22 protein-coding genes are annotated in these 21,190 nt (G+C 72.7%); 16 read left to right on the forward strand and 6 right to left on the reverse strand.

The features are described 5' to 3' along the window. Positions 1 to 32 precede the first annotated feature (32 nt). A complete protein-coding gene (locus tag ACFYXA_RS30515; protein WP_130443306.1) occupies positions 33 to 689 on the forward strand; it encodes a trimeric intracellular cation channel family protein in 657 nt (218 codons plus the stop codon). Here ACFYXA_RS30515 and ACFYXA_RS30520 read toward each other — a convergent pair. Further along, positions 598 to 1,881: an alpha/beta hydrolase-fold protein gene (locus tag ACFYXA_RS30520; RefSeq protein WP_352250051.1), complete on the reverse strand. Its 1,284-nt coding sequence runs from the start codon at positions 1,879 to 1,881 to the stop codon at positions 598 to 600. The genes ACFYXA_RS30515 and ACFYXA_RS30520 overlap by 92 nt on opposite strands. Positions 1,882 to 2,050: 169 nt before the next feature. On the opposite strand from ACFYXA_RS30520, the gene ACFYXA_RS30525 reads away from it, so the two are divergent. After that, positions 2,051 to 2,905 carry a thioesterase family protein gene (locus tag ACFYXA_RS30525; RefSeq protein WP_130443302.1) on the forward strand — a complete coding sequence of 285 codons (855 nt, stop codon included), beginning with the start codon at positions 2,051 to 2,053 and terminating at the stop codon, positions 2,903 to 2,905. Between the two features lie 636 nt (positions 2,906 to 3,541). Here the strand turns inward: ACFYXA_RS30525 and ACFYXA_RS30530 are convergent. Next, a complete protein-coding gene (locus ACFYXA_RS30530; RefSeq protein ID WP_389038982.1) occupies positions 3,542 to 4,219 on the reverse strand; it encodes a TetR family transcriptional regulator in 678 nt (225 codons plus the stop codon). A 121-nt stretch (positions 4,220 to 4,340) separates the two neighbouring features. Between ACFYXA_RS30530 and ACFYXA_RS30535 the strand changes: the two genes are divergently transcribed. The 3 genes from ACFYXA_RS30535 to ACFYXA_RS30545 all read left to right on the forward strand — a co-directional run bounded on the left by ACFYXA_RS30535 (position 4,341) and on the right by ACFYXA_RS30545 (position 6,099). After that, entirely contained in the window at positions 4,341 to 4,508 is a 168-nt protein-coding gene (locus ACFYXA_RS30535) for a hypothetical protein (protein WP_352250045.1), read from the forward strand. Positions 4,509 to 4,528: 20 nt separating this feature from the next. Then, positions 4,529 to 4,795: a DUF4190 domain-containing protein gene (locus ACFYXA_RS30540; protein WP_389038984.1), complete on the forward strand. Its 267-nt coding sequence runs from the start codon at positions 4,529 to 4,531 to the stop codon at positions 4,793 to 4,795. 134 nt (positions 4,796 to 4,929) lie between these two features. Beyond that, positions 4,930 to 6,099 (forward strand): cysteine desulfurase family protein, encoded by a 1,170-nt coding sequence (locus tag ACFYXA_RS30545; protein WP_352250043.1) that lies wholly within the window; start codon positions 4,930 to 4,932, stop codon positions 6,097 to 6,099. A 13-nt stretch (positions 6,100 to 6,112) separates the two neighbouring features. On the opposite strand, the gene ACFYXA_RS30550 is transcribed toward ACFYXA_RS30545, so the two are convergent. Further along, a complete protein-coding gene (locus ACFYXA_RS30550; RefSeq protein ID WP_389038988.1) occupies positions 6,113 to 6,802 on the reverse strand; it encodes an N-acetylmuramoyl-L-alanine amidase in 690 nt (229 codons plus the stop codon). A 129-nt stretch (positions 6,803 to 6,931) separates the two neighbouring features. Between ACFYXA_RS30550 and mnmA the strand changes: the two genes are divergently transcribed. Then, positions 6,932 to 8,062: a tRNA 2-thiouridine(34) synthase MnmA gene (gene mnmA, locus ACFYXA_RS30555; RefSeq protein ID WP_352250041.1), complete on the forward strand. Its 1,131-nt coding sequence runs from the start codon at positions 6,932 to 6,934 to the stop codon at positions 8,060 to 8,062. A 54-nt stretch (positions 8,063 to 8,116) separates the two neighbouring features. Here the strand turns inward: mnmA and ACFYXA_RS30560 are convergent, their stop codons facing one another. Together ACFYXA_RS30560 and ACFYXA_RS30565 are read right to left on the reverse strand one after the other, a co-directional pair. Beyond that, the gene (locus tag ACFYXA_RS30560; protein WP_352250039.1) at positions 8,117 to 8,899 is read right to left on the reverse strand and encodes an alpha/beta fold hydrolase; all 783 of its coding nucleotides are present in this window, start codon (positions 8,897 to 8,899) and stop codon (positions 8,117 to 8,119) included. A 38-nt stretch (positions 8,900 to 8,937) separates the two neighbouring features. After that, the gene (locus ACFYXA_RS30565; RefSeq protein WP_352250037.1) at positions 8,938 to 9,261 is read right to left on the reverse strand and encodes a DUF427 domain-containing protein; all 324 of its coding nucleotides are present in this window, start codon (positions 9,259 to 9,261) and stop codon (positions 8,938 to 8,940) included. 50 nt (positions 9,262 to 9,311) lie between these two features. Here ACFYXA_RS30565 and ACFYXA_RS30570 point away from each other — a divergent pair, with 50 nt between their 5' ends. From ACFYXA_RS30570 to ACFYXA_RS30590, 5 genes are all read left to right on the forward strand, one after another. After that, positions 9,312 to 9,875, forward strand: a complete 564-nt coding sequence (locus ACFYXA_RS30570; RefSeq protein ID WP_389038994.1) for a TIGR00730 family Rossman fold protein — start codon at positions 9,312 to 9,314, stop codon at positions 9,873 to 9,875. 18 nt (positions 9,876 to 9,893) lie between these two features. Further along, a complete protein-coding gene (locus ACFYXA_RS30575) occupies positions 9,894 to 10,592 on the forward strand; it encodes an SDR family oxidoreductase (protein WP_389038997.1) in 699 nt (232 codons plus the stop codon). A 58-nt stretch (positions 10,593 to 10,650) separates the two neighbouring features. Then, entirely contained in the window at positions 10,651 to 11,652 is a 1,002-nt protein-coding gene (locus ACFYXA_RS30580; RefSeq protein ID WP_389039000.1) for a methionine synthase, read from the forward strand. Positions 11,653 to 11,667: 15 nt separating this feature from the next. After that, positions 11,668 to 13,860 carry an NAD-dependent DNA ligase LigA gene (gene ligA, locus ACFYXA_RS30585; RefSeq protein ID WP_389039003.1) on the forward strand — a complete coding sequence of 731 codons (2,193 nt, stop codon included), beginning with the start codon at positions 11,668 to 11,670 and terminating at the stop codon, positions 13,858 to 13,860. Between the two features lie 317 nt (positions 13,861 to 14,177). Continuing rightward, on the forward strand, positions 14,178 to 16,418 hold the full coding sequence (locus tag ACFYXA_RS30590) for a putative bifunctional diguanylate cyclase/phosphodiesterase (RefSeq protein WP_389039006.1): 2,241 nt from the start codon (positions 14,178 to 14,180) through the stop codon (positions 16,416 to 16,418). 18 nt (positions 16,419 to 16,436) lie between these two features. Here the strand turns inward: ACFYXA_RS30590 and ACFYXA_RS30595 are convergent, their stop codons facing one another. Continuing rightward, positions 16,437 to 17,021 carry a TetR/AcrR family transcriptional regulator gene (locus ACFYXA_RS30595; RefSeq protein WP_351098892.1) on the reverse strand — a complete coding sequence of 195 codons (585 nt, stop codon included), beginning with the start codon at positions 17,019 to 17,021 and terminating at the stop codon, positions 16,437 to 16,439. Between the two features lie 89 nt (positions 17,022 to 17,110). On the opposite strand from ACFYXA_RS30595, the gene ACFYXA_RS30600 reads away from it, so the two are divergent. The 5 genes from ACFYXA_RS30600 (at position 17,111) to gatB (ending at position 21,138) form a co-directional block, all read left to right on the forward strand. Further along, complete coding sequence (locus ACFYXA_RS30600) at positions 17,111 to 17,482, forward strand: DUF4267 domain-containing protein (RefSeq protein ID WP_389039009.1); 372 nt, start codon at positions 17,111 to 17,113, stop codon at positions 17,480 to 17,482. Between the two features lie 94 nt (positions 17,483 to 17,576). Beyond that, positions 17,577 to 17,873: an Asp-tRNA(Asn)/Glu-tRNA(Gln) amidotransferase subunit GatC gene (gene gatC, locus ACFYXA_RS30605; protein ID WP_095936815.1), complete on the forward strand. Its 297-nt coding sequence runs from the start codon at positions 17,577 to 17,579 to the stop codon at positions 17,871 to 17,873. A gap of 5 nt (positions 17,874 to 17,878) precedes the next feature. Next, positions 17,879 to 19,372, forward strand: coding sequence for an Asp-tRNA(Asn)/Glu-tRNA(Gln) amidotransferase subunit GatA (gene gatA / locus ACFYXA_RS30610; RefSeq protein WP_389039012.1), 1,494 nt, complete (start codon positions 17,879 to 17,881; stop codon positions 19,370 to 19,372). Further along, positions 19,369 to 19,608: a hypothetical protein gene (locus ACFYXA_RS30615; RefSeq protein WP_130443268.1), complete on the forward strand. Its 240-nt coding sequence runs from the start codon at positions 19,369 to 19,371 to the stop codon at positions 19,606 to 19,608. The genes gatA and ACFYXA_RS30615 overlap by 4 nt, the downstream gene beginning before the upstream one ends. 15 nt (positions 19,609 to 19,623) lie before the next feature. Next, the gene (gene gatB / locus ACFYXA_RS30620) at positions 19,624 to 21,138 is read left to right on the forward strand and encodes an Asp-tRNA(Asn)/Glu-tRNA(Gln) amidotransferase subunit GatB (RefSeq protein ID WP_351098887.1); all 1,515 of its coding nucleotides are present in this window, start codon (positions 19,624 to 19,626) and stop codon (positions 21,136 to 21,138) included. Positions 21,139 to 21,190 lie beyond the last annotated feature (52 nt).

The raw sequence follows: 21,190 nt of genomic DNA on the forward strand, positions 1-21,190 counted from the left end.
GCGGGGGCTCTGTGCTGCGTCAGAATGGCAGGGTGTTCCAGCAAATGTTCAGCCCCTCCGTCCAGCACACCCTCGACCTGATCGGCATCTTCGTCTTCGCCATCTCCGGCGCGCTGCTGGCCGTCCGCAAGAACTTCGACGTCTTCGGCATCGCCGTGCTCGCCGAGGTCACCGCGCTGGGCGGCGGGATCTTCCGTGATGTGATCATCGGCGCGGTGCCGCCCGCGGCCTTCACGGATCTGGGGTACTTCCTCACCCCGCTGTTCGCCGCGCTCCTCGTGATCTTCCTCCACCCGCACGTGGAGCGCATCCAGACCGGCGTGAACGTCTTCGACGCGGCCGGCCTCGGCCTGTTCTGCGTCACGGGCACGACGAAGGCGTACGCCTACGGGCTCGGCCTCACCGCCTCCGCCGCCCTGGGCCTGGCCACCGCCGTGGGCGGCGGCGTGCTGCGCGACGTCCTCGCCAACGAGGTGCCCTCGCTGCTGCGCTGGGACCGCGACCTCTACGCGGTGCCGGCGATCGTCGGCGCCACGATCGTCGTGCTCTGCATCCGCTACGACGTCATCGGCCCGTGGGCCAGCGGCGGGGCCGCCGTCACCGCCTTCGTCCTGCGGCTGCTCGCGATGCGGTTCCACTGGCGAGCGCCTCGCGCGTGGAACCGTCGCTCAACGGTGAGTGAGGAGTAGCGGGAGGCGAGTGAGGAGCGGCGGGAGGCGAGTGAGGAGCGGCGGGAGCCGTCCTCGCGCCGCCGACCGGGCGCTCGCCCATCTGCTCGGTCAGCCACCGGAACGCCGGCACGATCTGCGGCCGCCACAGCGTCGCGTTGTGACCGCCCGCGCTCTTCGGCAGACACACGACGTGCACGCTCGTCGGCGCCTTCGCCTCCCGCCGCAGCGCGAGGGCGTCCTCGTAGCCGTCGTGCGGCTGGCCGGAGAGGTAGAGCGCGACGGCGGGCGGTTCGGCGGCCCTGCGCAGCACCAGCAGGGGATCGGTGGCCCGGCGCAGGGCCGGGTCCTGCGCGGCCATGGATGAGGGCTCGCCCGCCGGATCGTTGTAGCCGGACAGGCTCACCGCGGCCCGGTAGCGGTCGGGGTGGGCGACGGCCAGCTCGACCGCGCAGTGCGCCCCGGCCGAGAACCCGGCGACCGCCCAGCCCCGGGGCGCCGGCTCGGCCCGGAAGTTGTCCGTCACCATCTTCGGCACGTCCACGCTCAGCCAGGTGTCGGCGTTGACGGTGCCCGGCACGTCGGCGCAGCCGGTGTCCACGCCGGGCAGCAGCGTGGTGCGCGGCGCGACCAGGATGAACGGCGCGATCTCGCCGGCGCGGATCTGCGGCAGCAGCCGCTCGTGCACCCCGAGCGGCCCGAACCACGACTTCGGCGAGCCGGGATAGCCCGGCAGCAGCTCCACCACGGGGAAGGCGCGGTGCCGGTAGGCGGGCTGGTCGTACTGCGGCGGCAGCCACACGTAGACCTCGGCGTTCACGCCGGAGACGCGGCCTTCGAGCTGGGTGACGCGCACCCCGCCCGCCGCGTGCATGCCGGCTCCGTCGCCCTGGGCGAAGGTCTGCCGGACCCTGGGCAGCCGTGCCGCCGCGATGCCCGCCGCGCCGTCGGCGCCGAGGTCGGCGGCCTGCTCCACATGGCTGCCGGTGCCGAGCAGGTCGCCCCAGGTGTCGTACAGGTTGTTCGCGTTGTTGACCAGCACGAAGACCAGGGCGACGGCCGTGCCCTGGGCGAACAGCAGCATCAGCACCCGGGCCGAGGCCCGCACGGCCCTGGGCCCGCGCAACCGCGACCACAGCAGCAGCGGCAGGGCGACGGCGGCGAGGGACAGGACGACCAGGGTGCAGAGGAACGGAGTCCCGGTGAGGCTCATGTCTGTGCAGAGGGGCGGCCGGGGGTGGGGGTTCACGGAGGAGGGGGACGCTTACCGGGGTCTTGCCGGGTTCTCACCTGGGGGAGGGAGATGCCCTCCGGCTCGGGCTCGGGCCGGGACCCAGACAGCAAAGCTACCGCTTAGTAATCTCCTGTTGTACGGTTCAGGCATGCCAGAAGCAGCCATCGCCCCCGCCGCCGTCGGCGACAGCGAGTTCGACCGCGACACCGCCGTCACCCTGCGCGAACCCGGCGTCTACGACACCGACCTCTCCGCCGGATGGACGATCTTCGGCGCCGTCAACGGCGGCTATCTCCTCGCGGTCCTCGGCCGCGCGCTGGCGGACGCCCTCCCGCACGGCGACCCCTTCACCGTCTCCGCGCACTACCTCAGCGCCTCCCGCCCCGGCCCGGCCGTCGTGCGCACCGAGACGGTCCGCGCCGGCCGCACCCTCTCCACCGGGCAGGCCTCCCTCTTCCAGTACGACGGAGAGGGCCGCGAGGTCGAACGCATCCGCGTCCTCGCCTCCTACGGCGACCTCGACGCCCTCCCCGACGACGTCCGCACGTCGGCGAAGCCGCCCGCCTTCCCGCCGATCGGCCAGTGCTTCGGACCCGAGGACGGGCCCGCCCCCGCCCCCGACGCCGACCAGCAGCCCATCGCCCAGCGGCTGATGCTCAAGCTGGACCCCTCGACCATCGGCTGGGCGCTCGGACAGCCCTCCGGCAAGGGCGAGATGAGGGCCTGGTTCGGCCTCGCCGACGGCCGGGACGCCGACCCGCTCTCCCTGCTGCTCGCCGTGGACGCCCTGCCGCCCACCGCCTTCGACCTCGGCATCGCCGGCTGGGTCCCCACGGTCGAACTCACCGTCCACGTCCGCTGCCGCCCGGCCCCCGGCCCGGTGCGCGTCTCCATCACCACCCGCAACCTCGCGGGCGGCTTCCTGGAGGAGGACGCCGAGGTCTGGGACAGCGAGGACCGACTGGTCGCGCAGTCACGGCAGTTGGCCCGCGTGCAGCGGTGACCGCCGGGGGGACCCCCGGGTTCGGGAGGGGGTTCGGCGAGGTGTGCGCCGGCCGGCTGACAGACGGTGCACAGCGCGGGCCCAAGTAGGGCCCAGGCGACGGTGGTTGAGTCCCGGCGCAAGCGTTCCTCATCCTCTCCGGAGCTGGTTCTCATGAAGCGCGCACTGAAGTCGGCCCGTCTCGCGCCCGCGGTGGCCCTGCTGGCGCTCTCGCCTCTGGTCCTCGTGGCCTGCGGCTCGGGCGACTCCTCGTCGTCCACGTCCTCCGGCGGCGGCTCCGCGGGGCAGCAGGGGTGCCAGGCCCCGTCCGGGATGCCCAGCGGGGGGCCGGAGGGAGCGCCGTCCGGGGCTCCCTCCGGTGCTCCGTCGGGGGCTCCCTCCGGGGCGCCGTCGGGTGCGCCCTCGGGCATGCCGTCGGGTGCGCCCTCGGGTATGCCGAGCGGCGGGCCCGGCGGGGGGCAGGGCGGTGGCCAGGGTGGCCCCGGCGGCGGTCAGGGTGGCGGTTGCGGTGGTCCGGGGCCGCAGCAGGGGCAGGTGCAGCAGCAGGGCTGACGTTCGGCGTGTCTTCTGTACGGCACAAGCGGCGGGCGGCGCACTCGGGGTGAGTGCGCCGCCCGTCCGTCCGCGTGGACCGGGTCAGTCGAGCCAGTGATGGCGGCCGATGCTGATGAGCCGCATCTGACGGGTGGCGAGCCGGGTGACGTACTCCTGGGCGGTCTCCCGTTCCGCCCGGACGCCCCCTTCCGCCTCGCCGTCCGCGGCCGGCTGGAGTTCCTGTTCCTGGGCCTCCAGGAACATCGAGGCGGTGACGAGCATCTGGTCGACGTAGAGGTGGGAGAGCATCAGCAGGTCGTCGTCGCTCCAGCCCTCCGACTCCGGGTCCTTGGCCAGTTCGATCCTCACCTCCTCGGCGAATCGGCCGAGTTGCTCCCGGATCGCCTCCCGCACCGGCTGGACTCCGCCATGTCGTTCGCGGGCGATGAAACGGACGTGAGCGGGGTACGCGTGAACGTGACGGGCGATCAACTCGACGGCGCGGGTGATGCGTTCGTCGCTGGACTGGGCGGTGGTCACGGTGGTCCGGATCATCGGGTGCAGGCTGCCCAGGGCCTCCTCGACCAGGGCCACGCCGAGGTCCGCGGTCGAGCGGAAGTGCCGGTAGAAGGCGGTCGGGGCGACGCCGACGGCGCGGGTGACCTCGCGCAGGCCCAGACTGCTCAGGCTCTGCTCCTCCAGCAGGCCCAGCGCCGCGTCGAGGAGCGCCTGCCGGGTCTTCTGTTTCTGGGCCTGACGGATGCCGAGGGTGTGACTCATGTCATCCAGTTAACAACTGTTCTCTGGAAACGCAAGTCGGGAGGCACGGTAGACTCGAAAGTCAGTGAACAACTGTAACTACAACCGTTCACCGAAACTTCACGAAGGGGGATCCGTTCCCATGCTGTTCCTCGTCGCCGCACTGCTGCTGCTCGGCGTCGTCCTGGGCACCGTCGCCCACGCGCCGCTGGGCTTCTCGCTCGCCGCCGCCGTCGTGATCGCCGCCTGGCTCGGCATCTTCGCGCTCCGCGAGCGCCACGGCCGCCGGCACCACACCTCGTCCCACTGACCGGAAGGAGCACAACGACCATGCAGCTCACCGCACCGGCCTCCCGCCGCACGGGCGTCCGCGACACCGACGGCATGGCCGTCGCGTCCTTCGTCCTGGGCCTCGTCGGCCTCCTCGTCCTGAACGTGTTCCTCGGACCCGTCGCGATCGTCCTGGCGTCCGTGGCCCTCTGGCGCGGCACCAAGCGCCGGGGCCGTGCCTGGCTCGGCCTCTCCCTGGGCGTCGCCGACCTGGTCGTCCTGGTCGCCTTCATGCAGGCCGACGCGACCGTCTCCTGGAACTTCTGACCCAGGACGACGGCCCTCCGCGCGCCCGCGCGGCGGCCACCCGCCGAGACGGCCCGCCCCCACCGCCGTGGGCGGCCGCTCCGGACCACCGTGGCACGAGGCACTGCGACCCCGCCCCGTAGAATCGCCTCACCATGGCATACCTCGACCACGCCGCGACCACTCCCATGCTCCCGGAGGCGGCAGAGGCACTGACCGCCCACCTGGGCGTCACCGGCAACGCCTCCTCCCTGCACGCGTCCGGCCGCCAGGCCCGCCGCACGGTCGAGGAGTCCCGCGAGACCCTCGCGGAGTCGCTGGGCGCCCGCCCCAGCGAGGTGGTCCTCACCTCCGGCGGCACCGAGGCCGACAACCTCGCCGTCAAGGGCCTGTACTGGGCCCGCCGGGACGCCGACCCGGCCCGCACCCGCGTCCTCGCCAGCCCCGTGGAGCACCACGCGGTCCTCGACGCCGTGCACTGGCTCGGCGAACACGAGGGCGCCACCGTCGAGTACCTCCCCGTCGACGCCCACGGCAGGGTCCACCCCGACGCCCTCCGCGAAGCGATCGCCCGCGACCCCTCCGACGTCGCCCTCGCCACCGTCATGTGGGCGAACAACGAGATCGGCACCGTCATGCCGGTCCGTGAACTCGCCGAGACCGCCGCCGAGTTCGACGTCCCCCTGCACGCCGACGCCGTCCAGGCCTTCGGTCAGGTGCCCGTCGACTTCGCCGCCTCCGGCCTCGCCGCGATGACCGTGTCCGGCCACAAGATCGGCGGCCCCTACGGCATCGGCGCGCTCCTGCTCGGCCGTGAGTACACGCCCGTACCGGTGCTGCACGGCGGCGGCCAGGAACGGCACGTCCGCTCCGGCACCCTCGACGTCCCCGCCATCGCCTCCTTCGCCGTCGCCGGCCGCCTCGCCGCCGAGCAGCGCGAGTGGTTCGCCCACGAGATCGGCGCCCTGCGCGACTCGCTGATCGACGCCGTCCGCACGGCCGTCCCGGACGCGATCCTCGGCGGCGACCCCGCGCCCGAGGGCCGGCTCCCCGCCAACGCCCACTTCACCTTCCCCGGCTGCGAGGGCGACTCCCTGTTGCTGCTCCTGGACGCCCAGGGCATCGAGTGCTCCACCGGCTCCGCCTGTACCGCCGGCGTCGCCCAGCCCAGCCACGTCCTCCTCGCCACCGGCACCGATCCCGACCTCGCCCGCGGCACCCTCCGCTTCTCCCTCGGCCACACCTCCACCGAGGCCGACGTCGAAGCGGTCGCCGAGGCCATCGGCCCCGCCGTGGAACGCGCCCGCGCGGCGGGACTCACCTGAGGGCCGCCCGGCCTCACGCCGCCGCGGTGTGCGCCTCCCGGACGAGTCTCAGATACCGGTCCCAGTCCCAGTGCTCGCCGGGATCGGTGTGGTCCGTCCCCGGCACCTCCACGTGCCCGATGATGTGCTCGCGGTCCACGGGTATGCCGTAGCGCCGGCAGATCCCCGCCGTCAGCCGCGCCGACGCCGCGTACATCGCGTCCGTGAAGTCCCGCGGCCGGTCCACGAACCCCTCGTGCTCGATGCCGATGCTCCGCTCGTTGTACGACCGGTTGCCCGCGTGGTACGCCACGTCCAGCTCGCGGATCATCTGCGTGACACGGCCGTCCTGACGGACGATGTAGTGGGCGGCCGCCTTGTGCGACGGGTCCTGGAAGACCTTCACCGCGCTCGCGAAGTCCCCCTGCGTGACATGGACGACCACCCGGTCGATGCCGTAGTCGTCCGGCCGGTCGGCCCGGCGGTAGTTCGCCTCCGACGCCGCCACCCACCCCGCGCCGTGGAAGTCGACCGCGCCCTCCACCCGGGGCTTCTCCACGCCCGGCGCCCGCCACCACAGCCGTGCCAGCTCGTCACGCGCCAGCGCCGCCGAACCGGCCGCCGCCGCCAGCCCGCCCACGAGCAGGGCCCGCCGCCCCAGCCGCCGGTCGCCGTCCTTGCCGCTCGCCCCCATACGCCCGCCCTGCCCCTCTGAATCCCTCATCCGCACCTCGACGCACCCACCCGGACCGCCATGCCCGGCCCGCGGGCCCCCACCCGCACCGGGCCCTCGAACACTTCCAACGGATACGCACGGGCTCCGGTTCCCCGCGACCCGTACCCTGGAAGGGTTATGACTGAGACCTCGCAGCGCCCCCGTCCCCTCCGCGTACTCGCCGCCATGTCGGGCGGGGTCGACTCCGCCGTCGCCGCCGCCCGCGCCGCGGAAGCCGGCCACGACGTCACCGGCGTCCACCTCGCGCTCTCCGCCAACCCGCAGTCGTTCCGCACGGGCGCGCGGGGCTGTTGCACCATCGAGGACTCCCGCGACGCCCGCCGCGCCGCCGACGTCATCGGCATCCCGTTCTACGTCTGGGACCTCGCCGACCGCTTCCGCGAGGACGTCGTCGAGGACTTCGTCGCCGAGTACGAGGCCGGCCGCACCCCCAACCCCTGCCTGCGCTGCAACGAGAAGATCAAGTTCGCCGCGCTCCTCGACAAGGCGCTCGCGCTGGGCTTCGACGCCGTGTGCACCGGCCACTACGCCAAGGTCGTCGTCCGCGAGGACGGCACCCGCGAACTGCACCGCGCCTCCGACATGGCCAAGGACCAGTCCTACGTCCTCGGCGTCCTCGACGACAAGCAGCTCGCCCACGCGCTGTTCCCCCTCGGCGACACCGTGACCACGAAGGACGAGATCCGCGCCGAGGCCGAGCGGCGCGGCCTCGCCGTCGCCAAGAAGCCCGACTCGCACGACATCTGCTTCATCGCCGACGGCGACACCCAGGGCTTCCTCGCCCGCCGCCTCGGCCGGGCCGAGGGCGACATCGTCGACGAGGCCGGCAACAAGCTCGGCACGCACGAGGGCGCGTACGGCTTCACCATCGGCCAGCGCAAGGGGCTCAGGATCGGCACCCCGGCCGCCGACGGCAAGCCGCGCTACGTCCTGGACATCTCGCCGGTGAACAACACGGTGACCGTCGGCCCCGCCGACGCCCTCGACGTCACGGGCCTGACGGCGATCAAGCCCCGCTGGTGCGGCACGGCCCCCGCCGGCCCCGGCGTCTACACCGCCCAGCTGCGCGCCCACGGCGGCGAGACCGAGGTGAGCGCCGAACTCGTCGACGGCACCCTGAACGTCGCCTTCACCGAGCCGGTCCGCGGCGTGGCCCCCGGCCAGGCGATCGTCCTGTACGACGGCACGCGCGTGGTGGGCTCGGCGACGATCGCGTCGACCACGCGCGCGTCGACCGCGGCGGTGTGACGCCCCGATCCACGCGCGCGTCGACCGCGGCGGTGTGACGCCCCGAGGAGCCGGTCAGGGCGTCAGGAACTCCGTGAGGACCGGCGCCAGGACGTTCGGGTCCACCATGTGCGTCTGGCCCTCCAGCGTCCGCTGCTCGCCCCGGGGGACCGCCCGCGCGACCTCCTCCACGGCCCGGCGCAGCCACGGCGGGCTCTCCGAGCCCGCCACGGCCAGCACCGGCACGCCGACCCCGGCCAGCAGCTCCCGGGGCAGCAGCCCGTCGCCCATCACCGCGTCGTCGTAGGCGAGGGTCGGGGCCATCGCCTCCATCGACGCCCACATCGGCGACTGGCGTGCCCCCTCGATCACCGCCTCGGCCAGGCCCGTCAGCCGCAGGAACGACTCGACCGCGTCACCCCGCCGGTCCGCCGCCAAGGCCTCGGTCAACCGCGCGGTGTAGGCGGCACGCTCCTGCGCGCCGTGCTCGGAGAAGTCCGCGTACGGCGTCTCGTACACCGCCACCCGGCTCACCGGCAGCCCGCTCGCCGCCGCCCGGAGCGCCAGCGCGCCGCCCGAGGAGACGCCGTACAGCGCCGCCTCGCCGCCCGCCGCGTCGATCAGCGCGGCCAGGTCCTCCACCTCGCGCTCCACCGCGTACGGCGCCGTGTCACCGCTCTCGCCGCGGCCCCGGCGGTCGTACCACAGGGCGGTGAAACGGTGGGCGAGGAGCCCGGCCAGCGGCGCCACCGTGCCGCCCGTCGACATCGCCCCGCTGACCAGGATGACGGCGGGGCCCGCTCCGGTACGTGTGTAGGCGACTTCGGTGCCGTCGCGCGAAACAATCCTCTTGTCCATGCCAGTGCAGACTGCCACCGGGCGGAGGACTCACCGGGTCACGACACCTCCACTTCGTAGAAGCACAGATGGTCCTTGATCTCGGCGACGTCGGGTTTCGGGTCGGGATACGCCCAGACGAGGTCCGCCGCGTCGGGCAGCGACCAGTAGGACGCCGTCCCCTTGAAGGGGCAGTGGGTGTGCGTCTCGGAGGGGGTCAGGAGGTCCAGTCGTACGTCCTCGACGGGGATGTAGTACCGCACGGGACAGCCGGTCTCCCTCAGGACGAGGGCTCGGTCGGTCTCCGCCAGCACCTGGCCGCCGTGGACGACCCTGATGTGCCGGGCGCCCCGCTCGATCGTGATCGTGTGTCCGTCTGCCATACCGGGGAAGCGCTCGCGGGCCCGGCGTTCTTCCCGCGTACGGTGGCGGCATGCGTATCTGCGTCTTCCTCTCCGCCGCCGACCTCGACGACCGCTACACCGGCCCCGCGCGCGAGTTCGCGGAACTGCTCGGCAAGGGCGGGCACACCCTCGTGTGGGGCGGCTCCGACGTCGGGCTGATGAAGGTGGTCGCCGACGGGGTCCAGGAGGCGGGCGGACGGCTGTGCGGGGTGTCGGTGGACTTCCTCGTGGCCACGGCGCGGTCGGGGGCCGACGAGATGGTCGTCGCGCGGGACCTGGCCGAGCGCAAGCGGCTGCTGCTGGAGAAGGCCGACGCGGTGGTGATCATGGTGGGCGGGACCGGGACGCTGGACGAGGCCACCGAGATCCTGGAGCTGAAGAAGCACGGCCACACGGACATGCCGGTGGTCCTGCTGAACACCGCCGGCTTCTACGACGGGCTCGAGCAGCAGTTCCGGCGCATGGAGGCCGAGGGTTTCCTGCCCCGTCCGCTGAGCGAGCTGATGTTCTTCGCGCAGGAGCCGGCGGGGGCGCTGGCCCACCTGGAAGCCGTGACGTCGACGGCCGCCGGGGCGGGCCAGGGCGTCGGGTGAGCCCACGGTGATGCGAGCATGGCGGGCATGGCTACTCATGTGATCACCGGGGCCGGTTCCGGCATCGGCGCGGCCGTCGCCCGCCGTCTCCACGAGCGCGGCGACGAACTCGTGCTGCACGCGCGCGACGCGGGACGGGCGAAGGAACTGGCGGCCCGGTTCCCCGGGGCGCGGACGCTCGTCGGCGACCTCACCGACCCCGACCGGCTGTCCTGGGCCTTCTCGCACCAGACGCTGCCGGAGCGGGTGGACAGCCTGATGCACATCGCGGGCGTCGTCGACCTCGGACCGGTGGGGGAGCTGACGCCCAAGTCCTGGCGCCATCAGCTCAACGTCAACCTCATCGCGCCCGCGGAGCTGACGCGGCACTTCCTCCCGCAGTTGCGGACGGCCCGCGGGCACGTGGTGTTCGTGAACTCCGGGGCGGGGCTGAACGCCCACGCCGACTGGTCCGCCTACGCCGCCTCCAAGCACGGCCTGAAGGCCCTCGCCGACTCCCTGCGCCACGAGGAGCACGCGGGCGGCGTGCGCGTCACGTCGGTCTACCCCGGGCGAACGGCCAGTCCGATGCAGGCCAAGGTGCACCGGCAGGAGGGCAAGGAGTACGACCCCGACCGCTGGATCGACCCCGAGTCGGTGGCGACGGCCATCCTCACGGCGATCGACCTGCCCAGGGACGCGGAGATCAACGACCTGACGGTACGGCCGGGCCGCTGACGGGCCCAGCGGGCGAGGACGTTCAGCCCGTCCGGGCGGGACTCCGTAGGCTTCTCGCGTGAACGCAACTTTCAGTTTCGGCTCCGCCACCGGCGTCGGGTCCTTGCCCGGCGGCGACGCCAGAGAGGCCGCGAAGACAGCCACAGGCTCCTTCGAGGACTTCCCCTTCCTCGCCGAACTCCCCGCCAGAGGCCCCGGCGCCGACATGATCGGCCGTACCGCAGGCCTCCTCGTGGAGCTCTACGCGCGCGTGGAGCCCAGCGGCTGGCGCATCGGCGACCACCCCGGCCGGGACACCAGACGGGCCAGGTCGTGGCTGGGGGAGGACCTCGACGCGCTGGAGGAGTTCACACAGGACTACCAGGGCCCCCTGAAGGTCCAGGCCGTCGGCCCCTGGACCCTCGCCGCCGCACTGGAGCTGAAGAACGGCGAGGCCGCCCTCTCCGACCCCGGCGCCGTACGCGACCTGTCCGCCTCCCTCATGGAGGGCCTGCGCCTGCACCTCGCCGAGGTAGGGCGCCGCGTCCCCGGCGCCGACCTCGTCCTCCAGCTCGACGAGCCCTCCCTCGCCGCCGTCCTGCGCGGCCGGGTGCGGACCGCCAGCGGCTACCGCACCCACCGGGCCGTGGACCGGCAGCTCGTCGAGGCGACGCTGCGGGACGTCGTCGGGGTGCACGCGGAGGGGCCCGTCGTGGTCCACTCGTGCGCGCCGGACGTGCCGTTCGCGCTGCTGCGCAGGGCGGGGGCCGCTGCGGTCTCCTTCGACTTCTCCCTTCTCACCGAACGTGACGACGATGCGATCGGCGAGGCGGTGGAAGCGGGCACCCGGCTGTTCGCCGGTGTCGTGCCCGGCACGGACACCGCATTGTCAGACCCTGCCGGTAGCGTCATGGGTGTCAGGACGTTGTGGCGCAGGCTGGGCCTGCGACCGGGGCTGCTCGCGGAAACGGTCACGGTCACGCCGGCGTGCGGCCTCGCGGGGGCTTCCCCGGGGTACGCGCGACAGGCGCTCGCCCACTGCGCCCGGGCGGCGAGATCACTCGCGGACAACCCAGAGTAACGGGAGGACGACACGGTGGCCGGCGACAGGCAAGCGGAGACGGCGGTGCCCAGCGAGGCACGGGAGCAGCACGCGCAGCTCGCCGAGCAGATCGAGGAGCACCGCTTCCGCTATTACGTGAAGGACGCTCCCGTCATCAGCGACGCGGAGTTCGACCGGCTCCTGCGCACCCTGGAGGCGCTGGAGGAGCGGTATCCGGAGCTGCGCACGCCCGACTCGCCGACCCAGAAGGTCGCGGGCGCGTACGCCACGGAGTTCACGGCGGTCCAGCACCGCGAGCGGATGCTCTCGCTGGACAACGCCTTCGACGATCTGGAGCTGGCCGCCTGGGCGGAGCGCGTCCACAAGGACGTGGGCGCCTCCGTGTACCACTTCCTGTGCGAGCTGAAGGTCGACGGCCTCGCCGTCAACCTCACGTATGAGAACGGCCGGCTCACGCGCGCGGCGACCCGCGGCGACGGCCGCACCGGCGAGGACATCACGCCCAACGTGCGCACCATCGCGGAGATCCCCGAGCGGCTGGCCGGGGACGGCGTGCCCACGCTCGTGGAGATCCGCGGCGAGGTCTACTTCCCGATGGAGAAGTTCGAGGAGCTCAACGCCCGCCTCGTCGCGGCCGGCGAGAAGCCCTTCGCCAACCCGCGCAACGCGGCGGCCGGTTCGCTGCGCCAGAAGGACCCGCGCGTCACCGCCACCCGCCCCCTGCACATGGTCGTGCACGGCATCGGCGCCCTGGAGGGCTACGAAGGGCTGACCCGCCTCTCCGAGGCCTACGACCTGCTGAAGTCCTGGGGCCTGCCCACGTCGCCGCACAACAGGGTGGTCGACGGGCTCGACGGCGTACGGGAGTTCATCGCGTACTACGGCGAGAACCGCCACTCGGTGGCGCACGAGATCGACGGGGTCGTCGTCAAGCTCGACGAGATCCCCCTCCAGGGCCGGCTCGGCTCCACCTCCCGCGCGCCGCGCTGGGCCATCGCGTACAAGTACGCGCCGGAGGAGGTCAACACCAAGCTCGTCAACATCCGTGTGGGCGTGGGCCGTACGGGCCGGGTGACGCCGTACGCCCAGGTCGAGCCGGTGACGGTGGCCGGCTCGGAGGTCGAGTTCGCGACGCTGCACAACCAGGACGTCGTCAAGGCCAAGGGCGTCCTCATCGGGGACACGGTGGTGCTGCGCAAGGCCGGTGACGTCATCCCGGAGATCCTCGGCCCGGTGGCGGACCTGCGCGACGGCAGCGAGCGGGAGTTCGTGATGCCGTCCGAGTGCCCCGAGTGCGGTACGGCTCTGCGGCCCATGAAGGAGGGCGACGTCGACCTGCGCTGCCCCAACGCCCGCACATGCCCCGCCCAGTTGCGCGAGCGGCTGTACTACCTGGCAGGCCGCAAGGCCCTCGACATCGAGCACTTCGGCTATGTCTCCGCGGCCGCCCTCACCAAGCCGCTGGAGCCGAGCGACCCGCCGCTGGTCGACGAGGGCGACCTGTTCGACCTCACCATCGAGCGGCTGCTGCCGATCAGGGCGTACGTCCTGGACCAGGACAGCGGTCTGCCCAAGCGCGACCCGAAGACCGGCGAGGAGAAGATCGCCACGGTCTTCGCCAACCAGCAGGGCGAGCCGAGGAAGAACGCCGTCGCCATGCTGGAGAACATCGCGGCCGCGAAGGAGCGCCCGCTCGCGCGCGTCCTGACCGGTCTGTCGATCCGCCACGTGGGGCCGGTCGCCGCGGAGGCGCTCGCGCGGGAGTTCCGCTCCATCGACCGCATTCAGGCCGCCAGCGAGGAGGAACTCGCGAACACCGAGGGCGTCGGCCCGATCATCGCCGCCTCCCTCAAGGAGTGGTTCGCCGAGGACTGGCACCAGGAGATCCTGCGCAAGTGGAAGGCCGCCGGAGTGCGCATGGAGGAGGAGAGCTCCGGCGAGGACGAGGGGCCGCGTCCCCTGGAAGGCCTCACCGTCGTCGTCACCGGCACCCTGGAGCACTTCACCCGGGACGGCGCGAAGGACGCACTGCAGAGCCGTGGCGCGAAGGTGACCGGATCGGTGTCGAAGAAGACGTCGTTCGTCGTGGTGGGTGACAGCCCCGGATCGAAGTACGACAAGGCGATGCAGCTCAAGGTGCCCGTCCTGAACGAGGACGGCTTCACCGTCCTCCTCGAACAGGGGCCCGAAGCGGCCACCGAGGCGGCCCTCCCGGCCGAGGGGTAGCACGGGACGCCGGCCGAAGACCCGGTTCCAGGAGCGGTTGAAGGCCACTCGATCGGCGCATACCAGATGCATACGGGTGGCCGGGGCGCATTCGGGCAACCGTCGACGACCGCTGCCCGCGGAAGCCGACCGCGGCCTACTGTTGAGGTGTGCGCCTGCCGTGCCCCGCAGCGGTCGGCGCATCCCCGTGAAAGACCCCGGAGCCCCGACGGGCCCGCCGGGACCGGGGTGAAGGGCTTTCCGACGCGGCGCCGCCCGGGCATCGCCGGGCGGCGGGCCGCGGGGCGTGGGCACCGCCGGCTGTGAGAGGGACGGGAATGGAACCGACCGAAAGCGCCGCCCCCGACTCAGGGCTGCGCCGGCGCCGGGCAGCCGGCGTCTGGTGGGGCAGCCGGTGGGTGGCGTGGACAGCGCCGCCCGAGAGCGCGCAGGCGCGCACCGGGACACCGCACGGCTCCATGGCCTCCTGCGCCTCCGCCGCACCGCCGGCCGGGTCCGCGCCCCGGCTGCCCGGCGGCGGGGCCGAGCACCGGCCGCCCTGGCCGGTACTGCCCATGGTGATCGTCTCGGCCGCCGCACTCGCCCTCGGCGCCGGCTTCTACCGCGCCTTCACCGGCCACCACGCCCTCTTCCCGTCCGGCGCCGCCGGCTGGTCGCTGGCCCTGCTGACCGGCGTCGTCGTCGGCCATCTGGTCATGCTCGGCCGGGCCCGCTGGTGGGGCGGCACCGGATCCGGCGCCGCCCTCACCCTCGCCGTCCTGCTGCTCTACGGCTGGCTGCCCGCCGGACTGGTCAGCGTCACCGTCGTCGTCCTCGTCGGCGTGGCCCGGCGCCACCGCTGGCGACAGGGCGTCCTGCACGGCGCGGTCGACATCCTCGGCATCGGCTGCGCCGCGCTGCTGCTGGCGGCCTGCGGGCGGGTGCCGTCCGTCGAGCGTCCGTGGGCCCCCGACACCTGGACGCCGTACACCGCGCCCCAGGTGGCGCTGGTCGCCGTCGCCTACCTCGCGGTCACCCGCGTCCTGCTGTGGTACCTGAACGCGCCGCGCTCCGGCGGTCTGCCCACCGTCGCCCGCACGGCCCTGGTCCGCCAGGGGCTGGTGGCGGTCGCGCTGCTCGGCATAGCCCCGCTGGTGTGCGTGGTGGCCATGGCGAAGCCGGTCCTGCTGCCGCTGTTCGCCATCCCGCTCATCGCCCTCGACTCCACCCTGTGGATGGCCCGCGCCCGGGCCGAGGAGCAGTTGCGCGACCCGCTGACCGGGCTGCCCAACCGCCAGTGGCTCGGGGAACGCATCTGGACCGCCCTGGACGACGCCGAACGCATCGGCGCCCGGGCCGCGCTGATGCTGATCGACCTGGACCGGTTCCGCTCGGTGAACGACACCCTCGGTCATCTGGCCGGGGACCGGCTGCTCCTGCAGATCGCCGACCGGCTGCGTCTCGCGCTGCCCCGGGGGGCCGAGGTCGCCCGGCTCGGCGGGGACGAGTTCGCCGTCTTACTGCCCGTGGCCGACTCCACGACCTCCGCGACCCGGGTCGCCCGCGGACTCGTCTCCGCCCTCAGCTCCCCCCTCGACCTCGACGGACTCACCCTCGTGCTGGAGGCCAGCGCCGGTGTCGCCGTCTTCCCCGACCACGCCCTCGACGCGGAAGGGCTGCTGCGGCGGGCCGACGTGGCGATGTACCAGGCCAAGCGGGACCGCACGGGCGTCGAGGTCTACGAGTCCAAGCGCGACTCCAACACCCCCGACCGCCTGGGCCTGCTGGGCGATCTGCGGCGCGCGCTCGACGCGCACGAGGTGCAGCTGCACTACCAGCCCAAGGTCCGCTTCGACGGGCAGGTCGCGGGTCTGGAGGCCCTGGTGCGGTGGGTGCACCCGGAGCGGGGAAAGGTTCCGCCGGACGAGTTCATAGCGATCGCGGAGTCCTCCGGGCTGATGCCGCACCTCACCGAGTACGTGCTGGAGACGGCGCTCGGGCAGGTCGCCGAGTGGCGCTCCCAGGGGCTGGACGTGCCGGTCGCGGTCAACGTCTCCCCGCGCGACGTGCACACCCCCGGCTTCGCCGGCTCCGTCGCGGCGCGGCTGGCCCGGCACGGGGTGCCCGCGGGTTCGCTCCAGCTCGAGATCACCGAGCATGTGCTGCTGGAGGATCCGCAGCGCGCCGCCGACACCCTGAACGGGCTGACCGCGCACGGCGTGAAGATGTCGCTGGACGACTTCGGCACCGGGTACTCCTCGCTGGTCCATCTGCGCCGGCTGCCGGTCAGCGAGCTCAAGATCGACCGTTCGTTCGTGGCCCGGCTGGCCGTGGACACGCAGGACGCGGAGATCGTCCGCTGCACGGTCGACCTCGCTCACTCGCTGGGCCTGCTCGTCGTCGCGGAGGGCGTCGAGGACGACGAGACGTGGGAGCGGCTGCGCGACCTCGGCTGCGACGCCGTGCAGGGGTGGCTGGTCGCGGCGGCGATGCCCCCGCAGGAGGCCACGGCCTGGCTCCTGGCCCGAGGCTCCCGGGGCTGGCAGCGGCCACGGGCGGCTCTGCCTGCCGCCGAGTGACGTTCCAGCGGGGTCCCGTCAGTCCGCCCGCGCCGAGAAGTGATCGATCAGCAGGGCCAGCCGCGTCTCGTGGGCGTGCTCGGGCAGACGGCCGCTGCGCATCAGGGTGACCAGCCCGTGCAGACAGGCCCAGTACGTCTCCGCGAGGGCGCCGAGGTCGTCCCCGTCGGCCGCGATCGGCTGCACGGTCTGCAACAGTTCACCGAACGCCTCCTGCAGCGCCGCCGGGGCCTCCGGCGTCGCGAACGGCAGGTCCACGGTGAGCGTGAAGATGGCGTCGTAGAGGGCGGGCCGGCGCCGGGCGAACGCGGTGTACGCCTCGCCCACCGCCGTCAGCGCGGCCCGGGCGCCGTCGGCGGCGGTACGCGCCGCCCGTAGCTCGACGGCCAGGTCCGCGCAGCCCTGGACCGCGACCGCCGCCATGATGGCGTCCTTGCCCTTGAAGTGGCTGTAGAGGACCGGCTGGCTGTACTCGATCTCGGCGGCCAGCCGGCGGGTCGTCACCGCCTCCCAGCCCTCGGCCTCCGCCAGTTCCCGCGCGGCCGTGACGATCAACTGCTCGCGCTCCGCTCGTTCGCGCTCCCGGCGCGTCTGAATCGACATGCTTCCGATTCTAGCAGCGCTAGCCAACCTGTCGACGCTCTGCTAGCTTCACTCTTGTCCCTAGCGCTGCTAGCAACCAGGAGAGAGACATGACCGTCACCGCGTACACCCTCGCCGTCGTGCTCGACCTGTTCTGCCTGTACCTCGGCTACTGCTTCCTGTTCCGGCCCGCGTCCGCCGCCGCCGGCTACGGCGTCCCGGCGGACCCGTCCGGCGACGCCGGCGCCTTCCTCACCGTCAAGGGCCTCAGGGACGGCGCACTCGGCCTCGTCGGCCTGGCGCTGCTGGTCTTCGCGGGAGCGCGCCCCGAGGCCTGGTTCATGCTCTGCGTGGCGGTGGTGCCGCTCGCGGACACGCTGATCGTGCTGCGGCACGGCGGCACGAAGGCCACGGCGTTCGGCATCCACTTCGCCACCGCGGTCGTCGTACTGATCAGCGCCGCCCTGCTGTTCCTGCTCTGAGCGGGGCGCCCGCGCGAAACCGTTTCACGGTCACGGGCCGCCGCACCCTAGGATTGGCCCCACACCACACGCACTCACCCCAGAGGAACGCTGCATGCCTGGCATCACGCGCGAGGAGGTCGCCCACCTCGCCCGGCTGGCGCGTCTGGAGCTGAAGCCCGAAGAGCTCGACCACTTCGCGGGACAGCTGGACGACATCATCGGCGCGGTGGCCCGCGTCAGCGAGGTCGCCGACCAAGACGTACCGCCGACCTCGCACCCGCTCCCGCTGACGAACGTCATGCGCGTGGACGAGGTCCGTCCGTCGCTCACCCCCGAGCAGGCGCTCTCCGGCGCCCCGGCCCAGGAGCAGCAGCGTTTCAAGGTGCCGCAGATCCTGGGGGAGGACTAACAGCCATGACGGACATCATCAAGCTCACGGCCGCCGAGATCGCCGCGAAGATCGCCTCCGGCGAGCTCACGGCCGTGCAGGTCACCGAGGCACACCTGGCCCGGATCGAGGCCGTCGACGAGAAGGTGCACGCCTTCCTGCACGTCGACCGCGAGGGCGCCCTCGCGCAGGCCCGCGCCGTCGACGAGAAGCGGGAGCGCGGCGAGAAGCTCGGCCCGCTGGCCGGCGTCCCCCTCGCGCTCAAGGACATCTTCACCACCGAGGGCATCCCGACGACCGTCGGCTCGAAGATCCTCGAAGGCTGGATCCCGCCGTACGACGCGACGCTCACCCGGCGGCTGAAGGCCGCCGACGTCGTCATCCTCGGCAAGACCAACATGGACGAGTTCGCCATGGGGTCGAGCACGGAGAACAGCGCCTACGGCCCGACCGGCAACCCCTGGGACCTCACCAAGATCCCCGGCGGCTCCGGCGGCGGCTCCTCCGCCGCGCTCGCCTCGTTCGAGGCCCCGCTCGCCATCGGCACCGACACCGGCGGCTCCATCCGCCAGCCCGCCGCCGTCACCGGCACGGTCGGCGTGAAGCCGACGTACGGCGCGGTGTCCCGTTACGGCATGGTCGCCTTCTCCAGCTCCCTCGACCAGGGCGGCCCCTGCGCCCGTACGGTCCTGGACGCGGCCCTGCTGCACGAGGTCATCGCCGGCCACGACCCGCTCGACTCCACCTCCATCGACGCCCCGGTCCCGCCGGTCGTCGAGGCCGCCCGCAACGGCAGCGTCGCCGGCATGCGCGTCGGCGTGGTCAAGCAGTTCCGCGGCGAGGGCTACCAGGCCGGCGTCATCCAGCGCTTCGACGAGTCCGTCGCCCTGCTCAAGGAGCTCGGCGCCGAGATCGTCGAGCTGGACTGCCCGTCCTTCGACCTGGCCCTGTCGGCGTACTACCTGATCGCGCCGTCCGAGTGCTCCTCCAACCTCGCCCGCTTCGACGGCCTGCGCTACGGCCTGCGGACCGGCGACGACGGCAACCACTCGGCCGAGGAGGTCACCTCCCTCACCCGTGAGGCGGGCTTCGGACCCGAGGTCAAGCGCCGCATCATGCTCGGCACGTACGCGCTGAGCTCGGGCTACTACGACGCCTACTACGGCTCCGCGCAGAAGGTCCGCACGCTCATCACCCGCGACTTCGAGAAGGCCTTCGAGCAGGTCGACGTGATCGTCTCCCCGACGACGCCGACCACCGCCTTCGCGATCGGCGAGCGCGCCGACGACCCGATGGCGATGTACCTCGCCGACCTGTGCACCATCCCCACCAACCTGGCGGGCAACGCGGCCATGTCGCTGCCCTGCGGCCTCGCGCCGGAGGACAACCTCCCCGTCGGACTGCAGATCATCGCCCCGGCCCTGAAGGACGACCGGCTGTACAAGGTCGGCGCCGCCGTCGAGGCCGCCTTCGTGGAAAGGTGGGGGCACCCGCTTCTCGAGGAGGCTCCGTCGCTGTGAGCGCACTGACCAAGGCCAAGAGCTTCAACAAGTCCAAGTCCGGCCTGTACCTGTCCATGGCCGGCACCGCGTTCGGCGCGCTCGGCGTCGCCAAGCGGCTCCGGAAGGCCCGCGCCGAGAACGACCTCCTGGTCGTGATCGACGCCACCGTGTCCGCCGCCGCCATCGTCACCGGCCTCGCCGTCCTGTACCGCGAGCTGAAGCGGCTGGGCGACGACGACGTCCTGCTGGGCTGAGAGGGAAAGTTCACCGTGACCACCACGACCGACCTGGTGTCGTACGAGGACGCGCTGGCGTCGTACGACCCCGTCATGGGCCTCGAGGTCCATGTCGAACTCGGCACCCGGACCAAGATGTTCTGCGGCTGCTCGACCTCGCTCGGCGCCGCCCCGAACACCCAGACCTGCCCGGTCTGCCTCGGCCTGCCCGGCGCGCTGCCGGTCGTCAACGCGACCGGCGTCGAGTCCGCGATCAAGATCGGCCTCGCGCTGAACTGCGAGATCGCCGAGTGGTGCCGCTTCGCCCGGAAGAACTACTTCTATCCGGACATGCCGAAGAACTTCCAGACCTCCCAGTACGACGAGCCGATCGCCTTCAACGGCTACCTCGACGTGCAGCTGGAGGACGGCGAGACCTTCCGCGTGGAGATCGAGCGCGCCCACATGGAGGAGGACACCGGCAAGTCGACCCACGTCGGCGGCGCCACCGGCCGCATCCACGGCGCGTCCCACTCCCTGCTGGACTACAACCGCGCCGGCATCCCGCTCATCGAGATCGTCACCAAGCCGATCGTCGGCGCGGGCGAGCGTGCTCCCGAGGTCGCCCGGGCGTACGTGCGTGAGCTGCGCGAGGTCATCCGCGCGCTCGGCGTCTCCGAGGCCCGCATGGAGATGGGCCAGATGCGCTGCGACGTGAACCTGTCGCTGATGCCCAAGGGCAGCGAGAAGTTCGGCACGCGCTCGGAGACGAAGAACGTGAACTCGCTGCGGTCCGTGGAGCGCGCGGCCCGCTTCGAGATCCAGCGGCATGCCGCCGTACTCCAGAGCGGTGGCCTGATCGTCCAGGAGACCCGCCACTTCCACGAGGACACCGGGTCGACGACCTCGGGCCGGGTGAAGGAGGAGGCCGAGGACTACCGGTACTTCCCGGAGCCCGACCTCGTCCCCGTCGCCCCGTCCCGCGAGTGGGTCGAGGAGATCCGCTCCGCGCTGCCCGAGCTGCCGCTGGCCCGCCGCAACCGGCTGCTCGCCGAGTGGGGCATCTCCGCCACCGACATGCAGTCGATCACCAACGCCGGTGCTCTGGACCTGATCGTCGCCACGATCGACGCGGGCGCCGACGCGGCCTCCGCCCGCAAGTGGTGGATGGGCGAACTCGCGCGCAGCGCCAACGAGTCGGGCAAGGCGCTCGACGAGCTGGCGATCACCCCGGCGCAGGTCGCCCGGGTCGCCGAGCTCGTCGCCAAGGGCGACCTGAACGACAAGCTGGCCCGTCAGGTCATCGAGGGCGTCCTCGCGGGCGAGGGCACGCCGGACGAGGTCGTCGACAAGCGCGGCCTGAAGGTCGTCTCCGACGAGGGCGCGCTCACCGCCGCCGTCGAGGAGGCCATCGCCGGCAATCCGGGCATCGCGGACAAGATCCGCGGCGGCAAGGTGGCCGCGGCCGGCGCGCTGGTCGGCGCGGTCATGAAGGCCACCCGGGGCCAGGCCGACGCGGCCCGGGTCAAGGAGCTGATCCTGCAGCAGCTCGGCGTCACCGACGCCTGACCCGGCCCACGGGGTTTCGAAGGGGGACGCACCGACTAGGAGCGTCCCCCTT

The organism is Streptomyces sp. NPDC002566, from assembly GCF_042889585.1.
In the GTDB taxonomy this organism is placed as follows: Bacteria; Actinomycetota; Actinomycetes; order Streptomycetales; family Streptomycetaceae; genus Streptomyces.